Source organism: Micromonospora sp. IBHARD003 (assembly GCF_056106285.1).
Genome location: NZ_JBWBBX010000001.1, coordinates 7,410,632 through 7,433,006, shown reverse-complemented (window position 1 = coordinate 7,433,006; position 22,375 = coordinate 7,410,632). Strand labels below are relative to the sequence as shown.

Here is a 22,375-nt window from a genome sequence, read left to right as displayed (position 1 = left end):
GCGGCACATCCGGCGTCGGCGGGGGCCCGGCAGCCCGCGACCGGCGGCGGGGGCCCGGCAGCGCGTCAGACGTCGGCGGCCAGTCGCGCCAGCGCCTTCGCGTAGGCGTCGATGAATTCCTCGGCCGTGGCGTCGTCCACCACCGCGCGCTGATGGTCGACGGCCAGCAGCACGCGATGCGAGACCGGGTCCTGGATCAGCGAGGCGCCGAAGGCGAAGCTGTTGGGCTCGTGCCGCAGGGTCGGCTCGCAGCCGATCCGGCTGTCCTCGATCCGGGCCGCGCTGAGCCGGCCCAGCGCGTGGAACCGCAGATAGCCGAACTGGCTGTCGAGCGCGGTGCCGGCCATCATCCGGGCCAGCCGGGCGAACGGCACCCGGCGGTGCGGCATCATGTCCAGCTCCTCCCGGTGCACGTGCCGCACCAGGGCTGCCAGGTCCTCGTCCGGCTCGGCGACCAGCGGGACGGTGTTGAGGAACAGTCCGTACACCTCGGTACCGCCGAGCCGTTCCAGCCGGCCGTTCATGGCCAGCCCGGTGGTGACCCTGCGGCGCCCGGTGATCCGGGCGAGGGCGTGCAGATGGGCGGCGAGCGCGACCGACTTGACCGGGACGGCGAGCGCGTCGGCGACCGCGCGCAGCTGCCCCGGGGCGTCGGGCAGCACCCGTTCCACCGTGCGCGGCAGCTCGTGGACGTCCTCGCTGCCGGGCCAGAGCCCGCCGGTGACGCCGTCGAGCCGCCGTTGCCAGTACGCCAGGGACTCCTGGTCGGTGGCAGCCGCGCGTTCCACGGCGACGAAGTCCCGGAAGGCGGTGCGCGGCGGCGGGACGGGCGCGGAGGCGGGATCGGCGGCGAGCGCGGTGTGCCGTTCGAGGATCTCGGTGAGCAGCGAGGTGAAGCTCCAGCCGTCGAGGATGGCGTGGTGCTCGGAGATGGTGAGCTGGAAGGCGTCGTCGGCCAGCCGCTGGACGGTGATCCGGAAGAGCGGAGGTTCGGCGAGGTCGAAGGGCCGGTCCCGGTGGTCTTCGAAGACGGTACGTATCCGCTGGTCCTGCTCCTCTTCCGGCGCCGTGCGCAGGTCCGCGAACCCGACCGGCACGGGCAGCGTGCCGTGCACCAGCTGGAGCGGTTCCCCGTAGCCGGAGAGGTCGAGGCCGGTGCGCAGCACGGCGTGCCGGGCCATCGCCTCCTCGACCGAGCGGCGGAACGCGGCCTCGTCGAGAGCGCCGGTGATCCGGTAGGAGTTGACGTTGTGGTAGCTGTCGGTGCCGCCCGCCACCTCCATGTGGAAGACCATCGAGAGCTGCATCGAGACCATCGGGTAGGCGTCGGTGATCCCGGGCGGCAGCTCGGCCCGGTCCTCGTCGGCGATCAGCGCGAACGGCCGGTCAGCTGCGGGAGCGGTGGCCACCGGGTGTGCCAGCGGCAGTAGTTCGGCGACGGTGGGCGCGTTGAACACGTCCCGCAGGGACACCTGCCAGCCCCGGTCGTGCAGGGCGCCGGCCAGCTGGACGGCGCGGATGGAGTCCCCGCCGAGGTGGAAGAAGTCGTCGTGGACACCGATCCCGCCGACCCCGAGCACCTGCGTCCAGACACCGGCGAACAGCTCCTCCTCCGGTGTGCGCGGCTCGACGTGCCGGCCCGCGGGAGTGGATGCGGCCCGGTCGGGGGCGGGCAGCGCCGCGCGGTCGGCCTTGCCGTTGACGGTGAGCGGCAGCGCGTCCAGCACGGTGACGCTCGCCGGGATCATGTACTCGGGCAGCGAGCGGCCGAGGAAGTCCCTCAGGTCCCGGGGCCCGGACGGGGAGCGCCCGGTGATGTACGCGGCGAGCCGGTCCTCGTGCACGGTGACCACGCAGGCGTCCACCTCGGGGTGGGCGGCGACGGCGTTCTCGATCTCGCCGAGCTCGATCCGGAAACCGCGCAGCTTCACCTGGAAGTCCGCCCGGCCGACGTACTCCAGCCCGCCGTCGGGCAGTCGCCTGGCGACGTCGCCGGTCCGGTAGAGCCGGGCGCCGGGCGGGCCGTACGGGTCGGCGACGAAACGGCCGGCGGTGAGGCCGGGGCGGCCCCAGTAGCCGTGCGCGAGGCTGCCGCCGCCGATGTACAGCTCGCCGGGGACGCCGGGTCGGCAGGGGCGCAGCCAGTCGTCCAGGACGAGCGCGGTGAGGTGCGGCATGGGTTCGCCGACCAGGCTGCGTTCGAAGCCCGCGCCGCCCTCGGCGACATCGTGGACGGTGACGTGGACCGTGGTCTCGGTGATGCCGTAGAGGTTGCAGAGCCGGGCGGGCGGCTGCGGGTCGAGGTCGTGCCAGCGCTGGACCACGCCGGGGTCGAGGGCCTCGCCGCCGAGCATGATCCACCGCAGGGCGGGCAGGGCCCGCGGGTGGCGGCGCAGCGCCGGTTCGAGCTGACGCAGCGCCGAGGGGGTGAGGCAGAGATGGGTGACCCGTTCCGCCTCGAGCAGACCGGCGAACCCGTCGGGCGAGCGGCTGGTGAGGTGAGGGACGACGACCAGGCGGGCGCCGTGCAACAGGGCGCCCCAGAGCTCCCAGACCGTCCAGTCGAAGGCATAGCTGTGGAACAGCGTCCAGACGGTCTCCGGGCCGAAGCCGAAGTGGTCCCGGCCGGAGTCGAGGAGGCGGCTGACGTGCTCGTGGGCGACGGCGACACCCTTGGGACGGCCGGTGGAACCGGAGGTGAAGATGAGGTAGGCGATATCGCCGGGGCGGCCGGCGAGGGAGGGCCGGACGGCCGGGTGGGCGGCGATCTCCTCGGCCCGGGCGGCGAGGTCGAGGGTCCCCCAGGGCCCGTCCGGGGCGCGGTCGGGCCGGTCGGTGATAACCACGGTGACGTCGGTGTCGGCGAAGACCAGGGCCGCCCGGTCGGCCGGGGCGGCGAGGTCGACCGGCACATAGGCCGCGCCCGCCTTGAGCACGGCCAGGATCGCGACCGGCACGGCGGCGGTGCGCTCCAGCAGCAGGCCGACCCGGTCGCCGGGGCGCACCCCTCGGGCGAGCAGGGTGTGGGCCAACCGGTTGGCCCGGCGGTCGAGTTCGGCGTAGCCGAGGGTACCGTCCTGGTCGCTCACGGCGGGCCGGTCGCCGTGGGCGTCGGCGGCCCGCTCGAAGAGGTGGTGCAGGCAGTGGCCCGGGGCGAGCCGGGCGGGGCGGTGCGGTGGCCCGGCGGAGGTGAGCCGGAGCACGGTGGCGTCCGGGTCGGCGAGGGCGGCGTCCACCAGGGCGGCGTAGTCGGCGGCGAGCCGGCGCACGGTGCCGGCGTCGAAGAGGTCGCTGTTGTACTCGGCTTCGCCGCGCAGTTCGCCGCCGTCGGTGCCTTCGAAGACGGACCAGGTGAGGTCGAACTTGCTGGTGCCGTTGGAGCGGACGGCGCGCTCGGCGGTGGCGGCGCCGAGCGCGAACGGCGTCCGGTCCTCGCCGTGGGCGCCGAACACCACCTGGACCAGCGGCGGGTGCTGCGGGGTGCGGGTGGCGCCGAGCATGTCGACCAGCTGGTCGAAGGGGACGTCGAGGTAGCCGAACGCGTCGAAGGCACTGTCCTGTACGTCGGCGAGCAGCCCGCGGAAGGTGGCGCCGGGGGCGAGCCGGACGCGTATCGGCAGCAGGTTGACGAAGTAGCCGAGCAGGTCGGCGAGTTCGGGACGGTCGCGGGTGGTGACCGGGGTGCCGACGAGCAGGTCGTCGGCACCGGTCCAGCGGCCCATCAGCACGGCGAAGGCCGCGAGCTGGACGGTGAACGGGGTGACGCCCTCCTGTTCGGCGAGCGCCCGGACCCGGGCCGCGGTGCCGGGGGCGAGCTCGAACGGCTCGGTCGCGCCGAGCCGGCTGCTCTCGGCGGGACGCGGCCGGTCGCCGGGCAGCTCCAGCAGGCTGGGGGCACCGTCGAGGTTCTGCTTCCAGTACGCGAGGTGTTCCTCGTAGGAGGTGTGCCGCTCCTCCTCCGCCCAGTCGGCGTACTGGGTGGGCAGCGCAGGCAGTACGGGCTCCCGGTGTTCACTCAACGCCGAGTAGAGCTCGGTCAGTTCGCGATCGAAGAGCTCGGCCGACCAGCCGTCCCAGACGATGTGGTGGACCACGAACAGGAGAATGGTGCGCTCGTCGGAGAGCCGGTACGCCTCGGCGCGCAGCAGCGGTCCTACGGTCAGGTCGAACGGCACGGCGGCCCGTTCGGCGATCAATTGCTCGGCACGATCGGCCCGTTGGGATTCGGGCAGCTCGCGGAGATCGGTGACGGCGAGCGGCATGGCCAGGGTGCGGTGGATGTACTGGCGGGGACCGTCGGGGTGCAGGGCGAAGGTGGTGCGCAGCGCCTCGTGCCGGGCGGCCACACCGTCCAGCGCCCCTTGGAGCAGCGCGAGATCGAGCGGGCCGGTGACGTCGTACGTCCAGGGGGTGGTGTAGGTGGCGGCGTGCGGGTTCCACCGGTCGAGGAACCAGAGGCCGCGCTGGAGACCCGAGACCGGCGCGGTACGGATCAGGCCGGCGGGCGGCACGGCCGCCGGGTCGGACGACGGGGTGGCGGGCCGGTCGGCCGGCGGGGTGGTCGGCGGCGCGGCGGGCAGGTCGGCGGACGGGCTCACGGCCTCGTTCCCTTCGGTCGGGTGGGTGGGCTGGCGGGGTGGCGGTCCTGGGTGCCCCGTCATCGCGAGACCAGCCGTTCGGCGATGGCGCCGACCGTCCGGCCGCGGAAGACCACCTGCGGCGGGACCCGGGTGCCGCTCTGCTGGGAGAGCCGCATGGCGACCCGTACCGCGGCCAGCGAGTTGCCCCCGAGCCGGAAGAAGTCGGCGTCGGGACCGAGGTCGCCGGCCAGCCTCAGGACGGCGCGGACGGCGTCGGCCACCAGCCGCTCCTCCGGGGTCAAGGGGTCGGCAGGGGCGGCCCCGGGGCGTTCGGCCGGGGCGGGCAGGGCCCGGCGGTCGGCCTTTCCGTTGGAGTTCAGCGGCAGCGCGTCCAGTACGTCGTACGTGGCGGGCACCATGTGCTCGGGTAGGAGCCCTGCCAGGTGGTCGTGCAGCGCGTCCGGGTCGGGCACCGGCGCTCCGGCGGCGGTGGTGACGTAAGCGGCGAGCCGGTGGTCGCCGGGGGCGGGCTCGTGGACGGTGACGACGGCCTCACGCACCGACGGGTGGCGGGTGAGCGCGTCCTCGATCTCCCCGGGCTCGACCCGGAAGCCGCGGATCTTCACCTGGTCGTCGATCCGGCCGGTGATCTCCAGCACCCCTTCCGCCGTCCGGTGGCCGAGGTCGCCGGTGCGGTAGACCCGCTCGCCCGGCGCGCCGAACGGGGAGGCGACGAACCGCTCCGCGGTCAGCCCGGGCCGGCCGACGTAGCCGAGGGCCAGCCCGCCTCCGGCCGCGTACAGCTCACCGGTGGTTCCGTCCGGGACGGGACGCAGCTGCGCGTCGAGGACGTGGATCGCCTTGCCGTGCAGCGGGTGGCCGATCGGGATGGAGGCGCCGGCGGCGTCCTCCCGGGTGGCGCGGTGGCAGGTGGTGAGGCCGAGGCTTTCGACGGGGCCGTAGCCGTTGGCGACGACCAGGTCCGGCCACTGCTCGATCGCTTTGCCGACATGGGTGACGGAGGCCCGCTCGCCGGCGGTGAAGGCCACCCTGAGGTTGTCGTAGGTCTCCGGGAGCTCCTCCAGAAGGAAGTTGAACAGGCTGGCGGAGAGCTGGAGCTGGGTGACACCGTGCCGGCGGGTGAGTTCGGCGACGGCCCCCGGGTCGGGCCGCTGGCCGGGCTGGAGCACGCAGACTCCTCCGAAGGCCAGCGCGCCGTACAGCTCCAGGGCGAAGGCGTCCCAGGACACCGGGGAGCACTGGAGCCAGACCTCGTCGGGCCCGAAGCGGGCGTAGTCCTGGCCGAGGTAGGTGGTGGTGAGGGCGCGGTGCGGGACGGCGACGCCTTTGGGGCGGCCGGTGGAGCCGGAGGTGAACATCACGCAGGCGAGGTCGGTGCCGGTGACCGGCAGGCCCGGGTCGTGGCCGGGGCAGGCCGCGACGGCGGCGGCCGCGGCGTCCAGGTCGAGGTGGCGGGCGACCGGGAACGGCGGGCTCGCGTCGCGGTGGGTGATCAGCAGGGCGGCGCCGCTGTCGGCGACCGCTCCGGCCAGCCGCTCGGCCGGGAAGTCCGGGTCGAGCAGGGTGTAGGCGGCGCCGGCCTTCAGCGCGGCGAGCAGGGCGACCACCAGGTCGGGTCCGCGCTCGACCAGGACGGCGACGGTGTCGCCGCGGCCGATGCCCAGACCGCCGAGGTGGTGGGCGAGCCGGTTCGCCCGCTCGTTCAGGGCGCCGTAGCCGAGGCGCTCCTCGCCGCAGACCAGGGCGAGGGCGTGCGGGCCCCGGGCGGCCCGGTCCTCGAACAGGGTGTGCACGGGCGCCTCGACGGCGGCGGCGAGGGTGCCGAGCCAGGCCTCGCACAGCTCGGCCATGGTGGCGGGGTCGAACAGGTCGGAGTCGTACTCGAAGCGGCCGGTGAAGTCGGTGCCCCGGTCGTCGACGGAGATCGACAGGTCGAAGCGGGAGACCGGGTTGGAGTGCAGCTCGCGGGTGACCTCGGTGCCGCCGACGGTCAGCGGGCGGGTGTCGAGCGGGTGCAGTTCCAGCAGCACCTGGCAGAGCGGGTTGCGGTCCTCGGTACGGTCGTCGGGGCGCTGCTCCATGGCGGCGTCCGCGATGGCGTCGAACGGCGCCTCCTGGTGGCGGTAGCCGCCGATCGCGACCTCACGGACGTGCCGGACCAGCTCACGGAAGTCCATCCCCTCGTCGAGCCGCACGCGCAGTGGCAGCAGATTGACGAAGTAGCCGATCAGCGCGTCGAGTTCGGCCCGTCCGCGCACGCTCACCGGGGAGCCGAGCACCAGGTCGCGCCGGCCGGTCCGCCGGTGCAGGGTGAGCGCGAGCCCGGCCAGCAGCACCATGAACGGCGTCGCGTCCTCGCTGCGGGCCAGTGCCCGGACCGCCTCGGCGACCGGACGGGGCATCGCGAAGCGGTGGAACGCGCCGCGGAACGCCTGCAGTTCGGGGCGGGGGCGGTCGGTGGGGAGGGCGGGCTCGGTGGGCGCGTCGCGCAGGTGCTCGCGCCAGTAGTCGAGCTGTCGTTCGGCGGTGGCGTCCTGGGACTGCCAGGTGCTGTAGTCGGCGTACTGGACCGGGAGTTCGGGAAGCCCGGCGGGGCGGCCGGTGGCCAGGGACTCGTACAGGGCGGCCAGTTCGGCCTCCAGGACCGGGAGCGACCCCTCGTCCCAGACGATGTGGTGGCAGAGCAGCAGCAGGGTGGACGTCCCGCCGGTGCGGTAGAGGTGGGCGCGGACGAGTGGTCCGGTCTCCAGGTCGAAGGGCACCAGCGCGGCCTCGGCGAGCAGTTCGTCCACGGCGTCGGATGTGGTCTCCACGACGGTGAACGGCAGCTCCACGGAAGGGCGGACGACCTGCCGGGGGCCGTCCTCGCCCAGCTCGAAGGTGGTGCGCAGCGCCTCGTGCCGGTCGACCACACCGGCCAGGGCCCGGCGGAGCAGCTCCGGGTCGACCGGCCCCGCGAAGCGGAACACCCAGGGCACGGTGTAGGTCGGCGCGCCCGGGTTCCACTGGTCCAGGAACCAGAGCCCGCGCTGGAAGTTCGCGAGCGGTGCCTCGGTGGCACCGGTCCGGTTCAGCGCCGGGCGCTCGCCGCCGTCCGAGGCCGCTGTGACCGCGGCGGCGAACTCGGCGAGGGTCGGCGCGTCGAAGATGGTGTAGGGGGAGACCATGCCGAACACGTCGAAGACCCGGCCGACCACGCGCACCGCGGTGAGGGAATCCCCGCCCAGGTGGAAGAAGTTGTCGTCGGCGCAGACTTCGGGTACCCCGAGCACGTCCGCCCAGACGGCGGCGATCAGCTGCTCGGCGGGGGTGCGCGGCGGGCGGCGGGTGCCGGGGGGCGCGGCGGGCGCGGCCTGGGGCTCGGGCAGCGCCGCCCGGTCCACCTTGCCGCCGGTGGTCAGCGGGAAGGTGTCCAGGGGGGTGACGGTAGCCGGGACCATGTGCTCGGGGAGCCGCTCGGCCAGATAGGCGCGCAGTTCGGCGGCGTCGGGGGTGGTACCGGTCACGTACGCGGCGAGTCGGCCCTCGTGCGCGACCACGACCGCTGCGGCGATGCCCGGGTGGCCGGTCAGCACCTGCTCGATCTCGCCGGGCTCGACCCGGAAGCCGCGGACCTTCACCTGGTGGTCCGCGCGGCCGACGAACTCCAGCTCGCCCTGCGTACCGGACGGCCGGACCATGTCACCGGTGCGGTACATCCGGGCGCCCGGCTCCGCTGTGAAGGGGTCCGCGACGAACCGGCCGGCCGTCATGCCCGGGCGGCCGTGGTAGCCGGAGGCCAGCAGCGGCCCGCCGATGTACAGTTCGCCGGCCGTGCCGGGTGCCACCGGCCGCAGCCGGTCGTCCAGCACGTACGCACGGCGGTCGCCGAGGGGGCGGCCGATCGGGACCGTGTCGCGCTCCCCCGCGTCCGGGCCCGCCAGTTCGTGGACGGTGGCGGTGACGACGGTCTCGGTCGGCCCGTAGGCGTTGAGCAGCGGCACACCGGTGGCGGCCCACCAGCCGGCTGCGGTGTCCGGGTAGAGCCGGTCGCTGCCGGAGATCATCAGACGGAGGGTGCGCGGCGGGATGCCGTCCCCGCGCAGCGCGGCCACCACCTCCTGGAAGTAGCCGGCGGCGAGGTTGGCCACGGTGACACCCTCGGCGTCCAGCAGTTCCAGCAGGGCGGCTGGGGCGAGCAGTTGCTGCTCGGGTACGAGGATGCAGGCGCCGGCCGAGAGGGCGGTGAGTACCTGTTCGACGGCCACGTCCACGGTCGGGCGGGCGAAGTGCAGCACCACGTCGTCCTCGGTGAGGCCGAAGCGCTCGACGGCGGCGGCCAGATGGCCGGTCAGCGCGGCGAGCGGGACGTGCACGCCCTTGGGTCGGCCGGTGGTGCCGGAGGTGTAGATGAGGTAGCCCGCGGCGGACTCACGGCCGTGCCGGTCCCGGTGCGGAACACTCGCGGGTCGGGCGAGGTCAGGGACAGGACCTGGGTCGTCGGCCTCGACGAGTTCGCCGTCGGTGTAGGCGAGGGTGGCGCCGGCGTCCTCACGGATCCAGCGGCCCAGCTCCTCGGGTGCCTCCCGGTCCAGCGGCAGACAGATGGCACCGGCGCGGAGGGCGGCGAGCAGGCCGACCACGTGGTCGAGCCGGTCCCGGCCGGTGACGGCCACCGTCCGTCCGGGAGCGATCCGGGCGGCGAGGGCTCCGCTCAGCTCGTCCAGCTCCCGGTAGGCGACGGTCCGGGAACCGAGCCGTAGGGCCGGGCGGTCCGGGAACCGGCGTGCGACGGATATGAAGGGCAAACCGCGAGATTCCATCATCCAACCCCGATGAATTAACGACGCTGCGGGTAGTGGTCTCGACGATATGGCGGCATTTCCGGGCCGATCGGCAGATTGCGCGGAAGACCATCGGCAGTTTCAACTGCCGCTTGAATATTCTGCGTTTGTGCCGGACAAAGCAGCACGCCGGGGCGCATACAGGCGCCTCGGCGTGCTGCGGGAAAAAGTATCCCGGTTATCCGGTGACGGGAATTCCGGGGAAATCAGGGGACCATACGTCGTCCCGGTCCAGTGCGGCCGGCGCGTATTTTCCGAGCGCGCTGATCAGCAACCGGAGTTCGAGCGCGAGGCACTCCGCGTACCGGATCAGCCCGGCCTGCGGGTCCTCCGCCGTGGCGAGCAGGGCCGCCCGGCCGAGGCCCACCGCGCGGGCGCCGAGTGCCAGGCTCTTCACCGCCCGGCCGCCCTCCCAGATCCGTCCGGAGACCAGCAGACAGGGTGGTGGTCCGGCGGCCGCGAGCCGGCGCAGGCACTCTGCCAGCGGCAGTCCGACCTGGGCCGGGAAGACCTCCGGCGCCCAGCCGGTGCCGCCCTCGGCGCCGTCCACCGTGACGGCGTCCGCTCCCGCGTCGGCAGCCACCCGGGCGGCCTCGGCGACATCCCGGCCGGGGTGCAGCTTCACCCAGATCCGGGCCCGGGGGAAGTTGTTGCGCATCAGCCGGATCTGCTGGCGCAGGATCTCCGCCGTGAAGGTGCCGGGGGTGCTGGAGCGCAGCACCCGGCCGTCGCCGAAGACGTCGTCCATTCCGTACCGGTCGCCGAGCCGGGCGGCCGCCCCGGCGTACAGTACGGTCATCCCGCCGAGGCCCGGCTTGGCTCCCTGTCCGAGCTTCAGCTCGAAGGCCAGCCGTCCGGATTCGAGCAGCGGCAGCGCCGCCGGGTCGCTGTAGACGAGGTTCCACACCTCGGCGTCGGCGTCCTCGGTGGACTGCTGGACGGCGACCCCGCCCTGTCCGTCGGGCAGCTCATCGGCGTAGGCGCGGAGGCGGCCGAGGAGGGCCAGGTCGGCGGTCTCGCCGAGCCGGCCGTAGCCGTTCACCGGGACGACGTTCTCGCCGATCACCATGGGGAGGCCGAGCGCGCCCGCCTGCCGGCTGAGCGCGAGACCGAGGTCGCCGCCGGCCGCCCGGGTGGAGCCGAGCGCGGACACGTACACCGGCAGGGAGGAGGTGAACCCTCCGATGGCGGTGGCCAGTTCGACGTCCCGGTAGTCCGGCTCGCGGCCGAGGTCGATCAGCCGGGCGAGCCGCTGCGGCATGAAGAGCGGCGGGGCGATCCGCAGCCCGTCGAGCGCGTCCCGTTCGCCGTCCGGGCACCGGTCGCCCCGGTGCTCGGCGCCGAACAGGACCCTGCCGTACTCACCGGGCGGCGGGAAGGCCGCCGCCGTCCCGGCCCTGGCGCGCCGCCGGACCTCCTCCTCCGGGAAGCCGGGCGCCGAGAGGTCGCTCACGGCGACACCACCCCGGCCAGCTTCGGGAAGGCGCTGGCCTGCCAGACCGCGTCCAGCCCGGCGACGTAGCGGGTCAGCCGCTCGACGCCGATGCCGAAGCCGGCGCTGCCTGGCACGCCTTCGCGGACCAGGTCCAGGTACCAGCGGTACTTCTGTGGATTCTCGCCGGTCTCCCGCATCCGGGTGACGATCTCCGCGTAGTCGTTGGTGCGCTGGCTTCCGCTGCACAGCTCACCGTAGCCCTCGGCCGCGATCAGGTCGAAGTTCCGCAGCAGGCCGGGCTCTTCGGTATTCTCCCGGTCGTAGAAGCCGCGCGAGCCCTTCGGGTAGTCGGTGACGAAGAACGGCCGGTCCCGCCGGGTGGAGAGCAACGCCTCACCGGCCCAGTCGAGTTCGGCGTCCGGGCTCTGCGGATGGCCGAGCCCCTGGAGTTCGGCGACCGCCTCCGCATGCCGCATCCGGCCGAAGGAGCCCTTCAGCAGTTCGGTGAACGCGTCGGCGTCCCGGCCGAGTTCGGCGAACTCCTTGGGCAGCTCGCGGACGGCGCTGTCGACCATGTGCACCACCAGCTCCTCGACCAGCCGAACGGCGTCGTCCCTGCTCGCACCCGCCATCTCCACGTCGAGCTGGTGGAACTCGGCCAGATGACGGCTGGTGCCCGCGGTCTCCAGCGGCTCCAGACGGACGTTGGGAGCGATGCAGAAGATCTTGTCGAAGGCCAGCAGCGAGGCCTGCTTGTAGAGGATGGCGCTCGTCATCAGCTTGTAGCGGTGACCGTAGAAGTCGACGTCGACCTGCTTGGAGCCGCGCGAGCCGGGGTCGGTGACCGGCCCGATGATCGGCGGGAGCAGCTCGGTGAAGCCCTGCTCGCGCAGGAACTCACGGGCGGCGGAGAGGAGCTGGTGCTGGATCCGGAGCGCGCTGCGGGTGGTCGGGGCGGTCAGGTGGCGACCGGGGTCCGGGAGCGGTGCGGGGGCCGTGAGCCCGTCGGTGGTCATGGTGTGGTGAGTCCCAACTCTCGTCGTGGCGTGGACGTGGTGCGGGGCGGTACGGGCGTACGGGGCGTCTCGGGAGCGGCGCCGACGGCCGACCGTGCGGCGGCGCGGGCGTCGTAGGTCCGCTGGACGTGGGAGAGCGCCGAGAGCAGCCCGGCCGAGCCGAGGATCGGCGGACGCGGGCCACCGTCCGCCAGGCCGGCGATCGGCATCGACCCGACGCTCGACCAGTGCAGCCGGCCGTCGGGTGCGAGCGAGGTGCGGGTCCGGCCGGCGTTGTCGGGGTGCAGGCAGTAGGGGACGTCCAGGTAGCCGGCGGCGAAGGCCCGGATCAGTGCCCTGCCGATGTCCGCATCCAGCTCCAGCACGGCACCGATCAGCGCCCGCGCCTCCGCCTCGATGCCGGTGTCCTCGATCCCTGCGTTCTCGGACTCTGTGTCCTTGGTGCCGGTGGATTCGGTGCCGGTGACTTCGGTGCCGGTGATTTTGGTGCCGGTGGCCTCGGTGTGTGTGCCGCGCGCAGCGGCCAGGGGGGTAAGGGCGCGCTCGTCGGCGGCGGCAGCGGCGGCCGTCTCCAGTGCCCGGACGTTCTCGTCCACGGTGGGTATCCGGTGCGCCTCGGCGGTGGTTTTGACGATCAGCCGGGCCGCGCCGGACCGCACCGCGAGCCGGGCCGCGTCCTCCAGCAGCAGCCGGGCGCCGCCGGGCGAGCGCGGGAAGACGCCCATGTAGGCGTAGAGGACGATGTGGTGGTCGACGTCCGGCAGCAGTTCGCCGGCCAGCCGTCCGAGCACGGTGAGCGCCTCCTCGTCCTGGCGCGGATCGGCCTGCTGGGCGTAGCTGAGTGAGAGGGAGCGCAGTCCGTGCTGCCGGAAGAACAGCGCTTCCAGCACGCTGACCGCGATCAGCAGGCTCGGCGGACACAGCTGACCCATCAGACAGCCGCCGAACGTCTCCAGATGCGGCTCTGCTCCGAACTCGCGGGCGGATACCAGCAGTTCGCAGCTGCGCTGCCAGCAGGCGACCGCGTCCCGCAGCGGCGTCCGGCTGTACGGCAGGCAGTACGAGACCGGACCTCCTTCGGTGGCGTCCAGGCCCACCGCCAGCAGCGCGCGGACGATGTGCTCCGGCATCGCCGAACCGTGCCGGACCTGCACCGGGAAGCGTGGGTCCGCGACTCCCCGCAGTACCGCTCGGGTGGTGTCCGCGGAGTGGGTGGCGATCGGGTAGCCGTTCAGGCCGGCCCGCTCGGCGAGCGCGCGCCGGGAGGCCGCGAGGTCGCCGGTGCGGGTGTAGCTGTCGAGCGTGATGGTGCCGACGGTGATGGCGTTCGCGTCCCGGGTGGCGAGCAGGCCGTCGCGCATCCGCAGCGGATCGGCCATGCCCATCCGGGGCTGGACCACCAGGGCTCCGGTCGCCCGGGCCCGGGCGACGAAGGCGCCGAAGCCGGACGCCGGGGCGGCAGGAGTATCCCGGTGGGCGGTGAGCGCGTCGCTCGCGCCGCCCCCGGAGCCGGTCACAGCAGGACCCCCGACCCGGCAGGCAGCGCACCGGACCCGGGCATCGAGCCGGAACCGGAAGGCAGCGGCCCCGACCCGGCGGGCAGCGAGCCGACGAAGGACTGGAACTCCAGCACCGAGCCGCCCTCTTCGAAGACCCCGTCGAAGCCCGCCGCCAGCAGCGCCCGCTGCCGGCTCGGGGTACCGGAGCCCGCGATCCCGAGCTTCCCGCCGATCACGGTCGGCGTGCGGGCCAGCTCGGGGCAGGCGCGCAGCGCCGCGATCACCCGCAGTCCGTCATGGAAACCGTGCCCGTTGACACTGCTCAGCACGATCAGGTCCGGCCCGAGCCGGCGGCTCTCGGCGACCAGCAGCTCGTCCGGCACACACGCGCCGAGGTTGGTGACCCGGTGACCGAGCTCCTCCAGCAGCAGCTGAAGAAAGACCAGGTTCCAGGTGTGCGAGTCCGAGGCCATGGTCGTCACGACGATGTCCAGACCGGTCGGCTCGGCCTTTCCGTGCTGCTCCACGGCATGCTGCTCCACGGCGCAAACCCTCTGTGTCGGTAGGTGGTGCGGAGTCCCGGGGAGTGGTGGGCTCCGGGTGTCCGGGGCGACAGGGTGTCCGGCTCGCCCGGCCGTGGACAGAACGCTAGGGAGGATCCGGGCACCGAACCGGCAGCTCGCCCGGCAGGATGCGGGCAGTATCGGCCCAGGCCGGGCCGTCGGACGAGGAGCTCAGCTCGCCGCCGCCAGCGCGGGGTACGCGCCGGTCCCGCACAGGCGCCGGCAGAGGTTCAGCACGGTGAACCGGACGCCGTTGCGGGCCGGGACGCTGCGGATCAGCCCGCTCGCCAGCAGCTCGTGCACCGCCGCCAGGCACTCCTGCGGCGGTCGGCCGCTCAGTTCGACGGCCTCCTCGCCCGACCAGTCCCCCGGTGCGGCCGCGAGCCGCTCCAGCAGGTCCCGCTGACCGAGCGTCAGCCGGTCCAGCGCGGCCCCCAGCGCCGCACCCACGTCCGCCCTGCCGCCGTACCCGGCCGGCGGTGGCGCCAGGTGGAACGGACCGTCCGCCAGCTGTGCCAGCAACTGGCGCGGGGACAGCACCGTCGACCAGCCGGCTACGAGCTCCAACGCTCCGGGCAGGCCGTCGAGTTGGCGACAGAGCGCGGCAACGGCCGGCGCCTCGTCGGGTGCCATCCGGTAACCGGGGCGGAGCCGGCGCAGGTGCGAGAGCAGCAGCCGTACGGCGCCCACCTCGGCCAGTGCCATCGGGTCGTGGTCGAGTTCAGGCCCGGGGGTGGGCAGCGGGGCGAGCGGGATCACCTGGCCGCCGGGCAGCGGCTGCGGGACCCGGGCGGTGATCAGCACCCGAAGGCCGGGGCACCCGTGGAACAGTTCGTCCAGCAGGACCGTGTCCACGCCGGCGTCGGCGCCGTCCAGGACCAGGAGGGTGGGCCGCTCCCCGACCGCCCGGACGAGGTCCGCGCGGCGTTCGAGCCCGGCGGCGGGCTGTCGGCCGCAGTCGATCCAGCGCACCGACCACCGGGACGCGAGGTGGAGCCTGCGCGCGACCTCCAGGACCAGCCGGGTTTTGCCGACCCCGCCCAGTCCGGCCACCGTGACCAGCCGGTCGCCGTGCACGGCGAAAGCGTCGGTCAGCACCTCGACCTCCAGCTCCCGGCCGACGATCGCGCCCCGGGCGACCGGCGGCGCGGTCGGCTCGTCGCGCGGCTCCTCGACGAGCGCCTGCCGGCGCGCTGCCGCCTCGAAACACGACCGGTTGCGGCCCTCCAGACGCAGCGCGTCCGCCAGCAGCCGGACCGTCTCCTGCCGGGGGCGCTGCACCCGCCCGCTCTCCATGTCCCGGATCGCCCGGACGCTCAGGGTCGCATGATCGGCGAGCACCTGCTGGGTCAGGCCGACCCGTTCACGCCGGATCCTGAGCAGCTCTCCGAAGCCCGTCGTCGACTGCAGCGACTGAACACCGTCCATGCCTCGTCCGCCTTCCGTGGGTTGGCCAGCACTGGGGACCGGGTGCCCGGGCGGCGTACGGCACGCCGAGGCGGCGGCGACCGGTGGTGACCGTTGAGCCGTGTTCCCCTTGGCGCCGATGGTCCACGGCACGGCTCTACGGTCGATCAACGACCGATCACCGTACGTTCACGCGCTCTCCACGCTGCCCACCAACTCTCCGGCGGGGGCGGTGCGGTGGGGTGCAGGAGCAGCGGGGGTGCTGGGGTAAGGGAGGTAGCACGGCAAGGTCTCCGCGACACCGGGCTCACCTGGCGGTACGGGACCCGGACGTCCGCCGGATCGCCGCCGGCGCCCCACCTGACCGTGCTCGGTGCCCGCCGACCCCTGACGTGCCCCTCGTGGTCGCCGACCGTCCCGGTCTAGTCTCCAAACGGTCCCCGAAAACGAGTCAGGGGGCGTTTCAGATTTCTCTGAAACGCCCCCTGACCTGCGACTTTCACAAGTCGGGACGACAGGATTTGAACCTGCGACCCCTTGACCCCCAGTCAAGTGCGCTACCAAGCTGCGCCACGTCCCGATGCGCCGTCGTCGGGGTCGGGCCCCGGCCTCGTGCGCAGGAGAACATTACCTCACTTTGCGGCCAGGATGGACGCGCGGGCTTCCCTGGCGCGTGCCGCCAGCGGGGCTGCGCCGCAGGTGGCGGCCAGGTCGGCGGCGCGGGTGAGCTCCTGCGGGGAGCGAAGGACGAGGCCGTACTCGTAGCGGGCCAGCGCGTGTTCGTACGCGGACGGGGACGCCTGCAGATGGCGGACCGCGCGGGCGAGCAGCGGGATCGCCTCCGCTTCGGGAGCCAGTGCGGCGGCGCAGCGGAGGGCTTCGCCGATGGCCGTTCCCGTGCCGAAGCGCTCGGCGTGGGCACGGGCCCGGGTGGTCAGCTGGGCGGCTCGCGCCGGGGATTCGGGCGCGATGGCCCGGGCCAGGTCGCAGGCCCAGGGCGCCCAGATACCGTTGTGACGGCCCCGGGCCTCCAAGTCGCGCCCTCCCGACTCCAGTTCGGCGATCGCCTCCTTTGTGCGCCCGGTGGCCAGAAGCAGTCGCCCCCGTACGCTCGGGCCGTCGGGAATCACGATGGCGTTGGGGTACGGCGGCCCGAAGCCGTAACGCTCGGCCACCGCCGTGGCGCTTCCGGTGTCGTCGCGGGCCAGAAGCGTGTCTATGAGCAGACACGCCGAGATCCAGTGCACGGGCAGCCCCCGGCCCATGCGGTCCGCCAGTCTCAGCCCCTCGCGCAGGAACGCCTCGGCTTCGGGAAGGTTGCCCCTGCGGCGGTGGACCAGGCCGAGGAGGGTGTGTGCGAAGGCCAGATGGGCTCCGCTCCAGCCGGAGATCTCGTACGCCCTGACAGCCTCGGTGAACAGGGCCTCGGCCCGGTCGAGCCGGTCGGTGAAGGCGTAGCTGATTCCGGCGAGTGCGGGCGGCTCGAAGCCCCACTCGGTGTCGGTCCAGCCGAGTCCCGGGGCGGGGCGTCCGTCCACGAGGGCCCGGTCGCAGAGTTCGACGACGAGTTCGGCGTCCTCGCCGCGCACCATCGCGTCGAAGGCCCGGATGGTGAGCAGGGCGCGCTCGGCGTTGTCACGGCCCGGGAGCCGGTCGGCCAGCTCCGCGAGCCGGCGTGAGCGCGCGGGCCCGTCGGGTTCCCTGGCCTGGGTGCCCTCCCACAGGAACTGGGCCGCCTGCAGCCGCATCCGGGCAGGGCCGGGCGGGGTGTCGGCCGCCTCGGCACCGAGTGTCGCCGCCGCCTCGCTCAGCTGGTCGTTGTGGGCGAGCGCCTGGGCCAGCCGGTAGGTGGCGTCGACCCGCAGTCCTCGGTCGAGTCCGGGCAGCTCGAGGGCCCGGCGAAGGTGCCGGACGGTGGTGGGCGGGGAGGTCAGCAGGGTGGCGCAGCCCAGTTCGTAGAGGACCTGGGCGCGTGTGCCGCCGCGCGGCGGCTCCTGCAGGGCCCGTTCGAGGCAGCGGCGTGCGGCCTCCGGCGCACCGACGGCCAGATGGTCACCTGCCGCCTCGCGCAGCTGCTGCACGACCTCCTGGTCGTCGTCGGGATGGACCTCGAGGAGATGGCGGGACGCGGCGGCCGCGCCGAGTCCGGCCTGGGTGACGGCCCATGCCGCGCGGCCGTGCATGGCGGTGCGCATGGCCGGCGGGATGGAGCGGTAGACGGCGGTGGCGATGAGCGGATGCACGAACTCGAGCGGTTCGGTCCCCGTGACGATGCGGGCGTCCCGCAGCCGCTGCGCGCATGCGGCGGCCTGGGCCGGCGGCATTCCCGCGAGGGAGGCGGCGAGTTCACGCGAGATGTCCGTACCGAGGACGGCGGCGGCCCAGGCGAATCGGGTGGCGTCGGTGCCGAGGCCCTCCAGCCGGGAGACGAGTCCGGTGCCGCGCGCGGTGGCGCCGAGCGCACGCAGCTCGCGGGAGCAGGGCCCGGTGGGCTCGAGGGCGTGGTCCTGCACCTTGGCGATGAGTTCGACCGCCTCGTAGGGATTGCCGTGCGTGACGGCCCAGATCTCCTGGCAGAACGCGTCGTCGGCGCGCTCGCCGACGGTGGCTCTGACGAGTGTGGCGACGGCCTCGGGAGTCAGCGCGTGCAGCAGGATACGCAGGCGCGCGGCGGCGCCGGCGGTGTCGAGGAGGGCGGACGACGCGTCGGATGCCTCCTCGGGCCGGTGGGCGAGGACGATGAGGAGCGGCAGCGCGCTGAGCCGGGTGGTGAAGGAGACGAGCCAGCCGAGCGACTCGCCGTCGGACCAGTGGGCATCGTCGACGAGGACGACGAGGGGCCGCTCGCGCAGCCGGTCGGAGAGCGCGGTGACGACCCGGTCGAGTCCGTCGCGCACACCCTGGGGGTCGGCGGGCGGGCCGGACGGGGACGCGATACCGAGAGCGGGGGCGGTGATGTCGTACCAGTCGCCGAACAGCGCACGTGCGTCGTCCGGTTCCATCGTGGCGAGCGCGGGCTGCAGCAGTTGCCGGACGACGTGGAACGGCACGGAGGTGGCGTTCTCGCTGCCGCGTGCGCTGCGGACCGTGCAGCCCCTGGCCGCCGCGATCCCGCCCACCTCGGTGAGGAGCGAGGTCTTGCCGAGACCGGCCTCGCCGCTGTAGATCAGTAAGCCTCCGGTGGCGCGTTCCGAGCACAGCGCGTCCACGGCGCGCGCGGCCGCCGCGACCTCCGGCTCGCGTTCCAACAGCGCTGTGTGTTCCTGGTGTTGCGCCCGGGGCTGCATGGGCGACCTCCCCTTCCGACGAGGTGTCAGGTGGCTGAGAGTAGTCCTGTCGCGCCGATGGCGGACACCGTTCTGACAGGCACCGCCGCGCGGGTGACAATCGGGGCGTGAACAGGACGCCGAGAGACCGAGACACCGAGGGCAGAGCACGCAGCGCGCGCCCCCGCGACGGGCTCGGGCGCCCCCTGCCGTACGGGGCCGAGGGGGTCGCCCGGCAGCCCGAGGGTGTGGTGCGCACACCTGGGGAATCGCTGGCGGAGGCCCAGCGGCTGCTGGACGCGGGAATGCCGTTCCACGCCCATGAAGTGCTGGAGGACGCCTGGAAGTCCGGGCCGGACCGGGAGCGGGCGCTGTGGCGGGGGCTCGCCCAGCTCGCGGTGGGGCTGACGCATGCCGCGCGGGGCAATGCGACGGGCGGCGCGGCACTGCTGGACCGCGGTGCCGAGTCGGTCGCCCCGTATGCGGCGGAGCGGCCGTACGGCATCGATGTGGACGGGCTGACCCGGTGGGCGGGCGAGCTGGCGCGGGAGCTCAGGAGGGACGGGGCGGCGGTTCCGGCGGCGGCGCGGGCACCGCGGCTGTGCCCCGGTCCGTGACGAGTACGACTTCCAGGGTCCGTGGACCGTGCACGCCCTCGACCCGGTCGAGCTCGATGTCGCTGGTGGCCGACGGCCCGGAGATCCAGGTCAGCGGGCGGGTGGGGTCCAGCAGGGCGAGCGCCCGTGGCACCGAGGGGACGACCTGGGCGGGGGTCCGGACGACGCAGATGTGGTGGTCGGGGATGAGGGTGATCCGGCGCCGGCCCTGATCGGGACCGCCGTCGAGGACGATCGTGCCGGTCTCCGCGATGGCGAGCGCGCAGCCGGTGACGACGCTGTCGACGGCGTCGAGCTCCCGCGGTGTGGATCCGGCCCGGTCCGCCACCGTGGTGATGTCCGCCCCCTCCAGCCAGTGCGCCGGCAGAGCGGGCGGGACGAGCACGGTGCGCGCTCCCCTCGCGGCCAGCAGCCGCCGCAGCAGCCCCGGCAGGGCGTCCTGTCCGGTGCGGTGGACGAGAGCACGGTAGTCGGCGAGGTTCTCGTGGAGGAGGTCCACCATCCGCGCCGGGTCGTCGCCGATGTGGGTCTCCCTGTAGTCGCGGCGGACGACGGGCATCTCGGCCTCGCGGTCGTCGGCCGCCTCGCGGACGGCTGCCCGGATGGACGCGATGATCCGCTCCCTCGTGCCGCCGGGGTGGTCGCCGGCCGCGCCTGTTCCGGGTGCCCGCGCCGTCACCGGCTCGGCCCGGGGACCCCGCTCATGAGGCTTCGGTACGCCGCCGGGCGCCGGACCCGCCGGGTCCTTCGGGTCCGCGCCCCGACGCCCCGCCGGCTCGTCCCCGTCGGGCGCGTCCGGCACGCCCGGCACGCCCGGCACGCCCGACCCGTCCGGCACGTCGGGCGCGTCCGGCGCGCGGTGCCTGCGCCACCAGTCGCGGAAGGGTTCCGCGGGCAGTGCGGGCAGCTCACGGGTGGCCGTCCAGGCACGGGCCCCGGGCGGGTTCGCCGGGTGCAGCCTCCGGGTCCTGGCGGCGAGGCGCTCGCTCGCGGCGAAGGCCGAGGGGTGGTCGAGGAGCCATCCCGCAGCCCTGACCGCGGCCTTCTCGAGTCGATGGCCACGGCCGCCCTGGGCGGCGACGCGCTCGCGCAGATGAACGAGCACCTCGGGGATGTCGCTCCGCACAGCGATGAGGCGTACGGCAGCGAGGCGTCGATCTCACTGGCCGTGCCGCGTAGTTGCGGCGTCAGAATCGCTCCGATGGGGCCGGGATACACGGAGCCGTAGGCGTGGCCGCCCGCGCGTTCGTACACCGGGCACACATTCAGACAGGCCGAGCAGCGGATGCAGCGCAGCGCCTGGCGGCCGACCTCGTCGGCGAGTGTCCGGGTGCGGCCGTTGTCGAGGAGGACCAGATGGAAGGCACGGGGGCCGTCGGCGGCCCGGGGGTCCGTCGCGCCGGTCCACATGCTCGTGTACGGGTTCATCCGCTCGGCCGTGGAGGAGCGCGGCAGGGTCTGCAGGAAGACCTCCAGATCGCGCCAGGTGGGCACGACCTTCTCGATCCCGACGACGGAGATCAGTGTCTCGGGGAGGGTCAGGCACATGCGCCCGTTGCCCTCCGATTCGAGCACGACGAGCGTGCCCGTCTCGGCGACCATGAAGTTCGCGCCCGAGACGGCGACCTTGGCACGCAGGAACTTCTCGCGGAGGTGGAGCCGGGCCGCCTCGGCCAGTTCCGCGGGGCTGTCGCCGAGCCCTTCGGGAGCCGCGCGGCCCCAGTCCCCCATGTGCGCGCGGAAGACGTCCCGGATCTCCCCGCGATTGCGGTGGATCGCGGGGACGAGGATGTGGGACGGCCGGTCGTTCCCGAGCTGCACGATGAGTTCGGCCAGGTCGGTCTCGTAGGCCGCGATGCCCTCGGCCTCAAGGTACTCGTTGAGTCCGATCTCCTGGGTGGCCATGGACTTGACCTTGACGACCTCGCGTTCGCCGGTGGCCTTCACCAGAGCGGCGACGATCCGGTTGGCCTCGTCGGCGTCGGCCGCCCAGTGCACCATCCCGCCAGCCGCGGTGACGTTCTCCTCCAACGCCAGCAAGTACACGTCGAGTTGGTGAAGCGCCACATCCTTGATCCGGCGTCCGGCTTCACGCAACTGTGCCCAGTCGGCGAGTTCGGCCACGGCCTTGGCGCGCTTGTCGCGGATCGTGTGGGTGGCGTGCCGCAGATTGGCGCGCAGGGTCTCGTCGCGCACGGCTTCGCGGGCGGCGTCCGGGAACGACGGGAACGACGGCATACCGAGGAACGTTCCGCTCATGCCCGCGCCTCCCCTTCCATCTCGTCCCTCTCTTCCGTCTCTTCCACCCCTTCCGTCGCCGCAAGGATCTCGGCGATGTGGAGTGCGCGCATGGGCGCGTCCACGCGGCGGAGGATGCCCGACAGATGCATCAGACACGAGTTGTCGCCGCCGCACAGCACGTCCGCTCCGGTCGAGAGTGCGTCGCGTACCTTGTCCCGGCCCATCGCGGTGGACACGTCGGCGTTCTTGACGGCGAACGTGCCGCCGAAGCCGCAGCACTCCTCCGCACCGGGGAGCTCCACGAGCTCGAGGCCCTTCACCGCATCGAGGAGCCGCCGCGGCCGGTCACCGAGACCGAGCAGCCGCAGACCGTGGCAGGACGGGTGGTAGGTGACCCGGTGCGGGAAGCATGCGCCGACGTCGGTGACGCCGAGGACGTCGACGAGGAATTCGGTGAGCTCGTACGTGCGGGAGGCCAGCGACGCGGCCGAGGCGTCACCGAGCCGCGGATAGTGGTGGCGGACCATCGCGGCGCACGAGCCGGAGGGGGTGACCACGTACTCGTATCCCTCGAAGGCGCGTGTGGTGCGGCGCACGAGCGGTTCGGCCTGCCGCCGGTAGCCGGTGTTGAACTGCGGCTGTCCGCAGCAGGTCTGCCCGGCGGGGAAGTCGACGCGCACGCCCAGACGCTCCAGCAGACGGACCGTGGCCACTCCGGTGGAGGGGTATACGGCGTCGTTGACGCAGGTGACGAACAGGGCGACGCGCATGGGCGGAGAATATGCCGGGGCGGATCGCCCCACCAGGCGGCGCCACTCCGGTGAGCCGCCCGCCCGGGCGCGCGCGGGGCGGCGGACGACGGCCGCGGCGGGCCCCTTCCGATCCTGGAGCGGGAGCGTTGCCCCCG

The 22,375-nt window shown here is 73.6% G+C and carries 11 protein-coding genes, 1 tRNA gene and 2 pseudogenes; 1 reads left to right on the top strand and 13 read right to left on the bottom strand.

All coding sequences use genetic code 11. The annotated features are described in order from the left end of the window. Positions 1-65: 65 nt before the first annotated feature. The 9 genes from ACTWOL_RS32545 to ACTWOL_RS32505 form a co-directional block, all read right to left on the bottom strand. The gene (locus ACTWOL_RS32545; RefSeq protein WP_474300448.1) at positions 66-4,598 is read right to left on the bottom strand and encodes an amino acid adenylation domain-containing protein; all 4,533 of its coding nucleotides are present in this window, start codon (positions 4,596-4,598) and stop codon (positions 66-68) included. Positions 4,599-4,657: 59 nt separating this feature from the next. Then, positions 4,658-9,388: an amino acid adenylation domain-containing protein gene (locus ACTWOL_RS32540; RefSeq protein ID WP_474300447.1), complete on the bottom strand. Its 4,731-nt coding sequence runs from the start codon at positions 9,386-9,388 to the stop codon at positions 4,658-4,660. A gap of 214 nt (positions 9,389-9,602) precedes the next feature. Further along, on the bottom strand, positions 9,603-10,877 hold the full coding sequence (locus tag ACTWOL_RS32535) for a glutamate synthase-related protein (RefSeq protein ID WP_474300446.1): 1,275 nt from the start codon (positions 10,875-10,877) through the stop codon (positions 9,603-9,605). Continuing rightward, positions 10,874-11,875 carry an asparagine synthetase A gene (locus ACTWOL_RS32530; RefSeq protein WP_474300445.1) on the bottom strand — a complete coding sequence of 334 codons (1,002 nt, stop codon included), beginning with the start codon at positions 11,873-11,875 and terminating at the stop codon, positions 10,874-10,876. The genes ACTWOL_RS32535 and ACTWOL_RS32530 overlap by 4 nt, the downstream gene beginning before the upstream one ends. Further along, on the bottom strand, positions 11,872-13,392 hold the full coding sequence (locus ACTWOL_RS32525; RefSeq protein ID WP_474300444.1) for a methylaspartate mutase: 1,521 nt from the start codon (positions 13,390-13,392) through the stop codon (positions 11,872-11,874). Before ACTWOL_RS32525 ends, ACTWOL_RS32530 begins: the two co-directional genes overlap by 4 nt. Next, the gene (locus ACTWOL_RS32520; RefSeq protein WP_474300443.1) at positions 13,389-13,916 is read right to left on the bottom strand and encodes a cobalamin B12-binding domain-containing protein; all 528 of its coding nucleotides are present in this window, start codon (positions 13,914-13,916) and stop codon (positions 13,389-13,391) included. The genes ACTWOL_RS32525 and ACTWOL_RS32520 overlap by 4 nt, the downstream gene beginning before the upstream one ends. Before the next feature lie 192 nt (positions 13,917-14,108). Then, entirely contained in the window at positions 14,109-15,365 is a 1,257-nt protein-coding gene (locus ACTWOL_RS32515) for a helix-turn-helix domain-containing protein (protein ID WP_474300442.1), read from the bottom strand. A 485-nt stretch (positions 15,366-15,850) separates the two neighbouring features. Further along, positions 15,851-15,924, bottom strand: a tRNA-Pro gene (locus tag ACTWOL_RS32510). A 52-nt stretch (positions 15,925-15,976) separates the two neighbouring features. Beyond that, on the bottom strand, positions 15,977-18,592 hold the full coding sequence (locus ACTWOL_RS32505; protein ID WP_474300441.1) for an ATP-binding protein: 2,616 nt from the start codon (positions 18,590-18,592) through the stop codon (positions 15,977-15,979). 146 nt (positions 18,593-18,738) lie between these two features. Here ACTWOL_RS32505 and ACTWOL_RS32500 point away from each other — a divergent pair, with 146 nt between their 5' ends. Next, positions 18,739-19,227, top strand: coding sequence for a DUF309 domain-containing protein (locus tag ACTWOL_RS32500; protein WP_474300440.1), 489 nt, complete (start codon positions 18,739-18,741; stop codon positions 19,225-19,227). On the opposite strand, the gene ACTWOL_RS32495 is transcribed toward ACTWOL_RS32500, so the two are convergent. The 4 genes and pseudogenes from ACTWOL_RS32495 to ACTWOL_RS32480 all read right to left on the bottom strand — a co-directional run bounded on the left by ACTWOL_RS32495 (position 19,163) and on the right by ACTWOL_RS32480 (position 22,238). Beyond that, positions 19,163-19,906, bottom strand: a complete 744-nt coding sequence (locus tag ACTWOL_RS32495; RefSeq protein WP_474301303.1) for a LutC/YkgG family protein — start codon at positions 19,904-19,906, stop codon at positions 19,163-19,165. The two genes, ACTWOL_RS32500 and ACTWOL_RS32495, sit on opposite strands and share 65 nt — an antisense overlap. A gap of 240 nt (positions 19,907-20,146) precedes the next feature. Beyond that, positions 20,147-20,332 (bottom strand): annotated as a pseudogene (locus ACTWOL_RS32490) (lactate utilisation protein LutB domain-containing protein); the annotation flags it as partial. Positions 20,333-20,385: 53 nt separating this feature from the next. Further along, positions 20,386-21,228 (bottom strand): annotated as a pseudogene (locus ACTWOL_RS32485) (LUD domain-containing protein); the annotation flags it as partial. Between the two features lie 254 nt (positions 21,229-21,482). Then, a complete protein-coding gene (locus tag ACTWOL_RS32480) occupies positions 21,483-22,238 on the bottom strand; it encodes a (Fe-S)-binding protein (RefSeq protein WP_474300439.1) in 756 nt (251 codons plus the stop codon). Between the last annotated feature and the right edge of the window lie 137 nt (positions 22,239-22,375).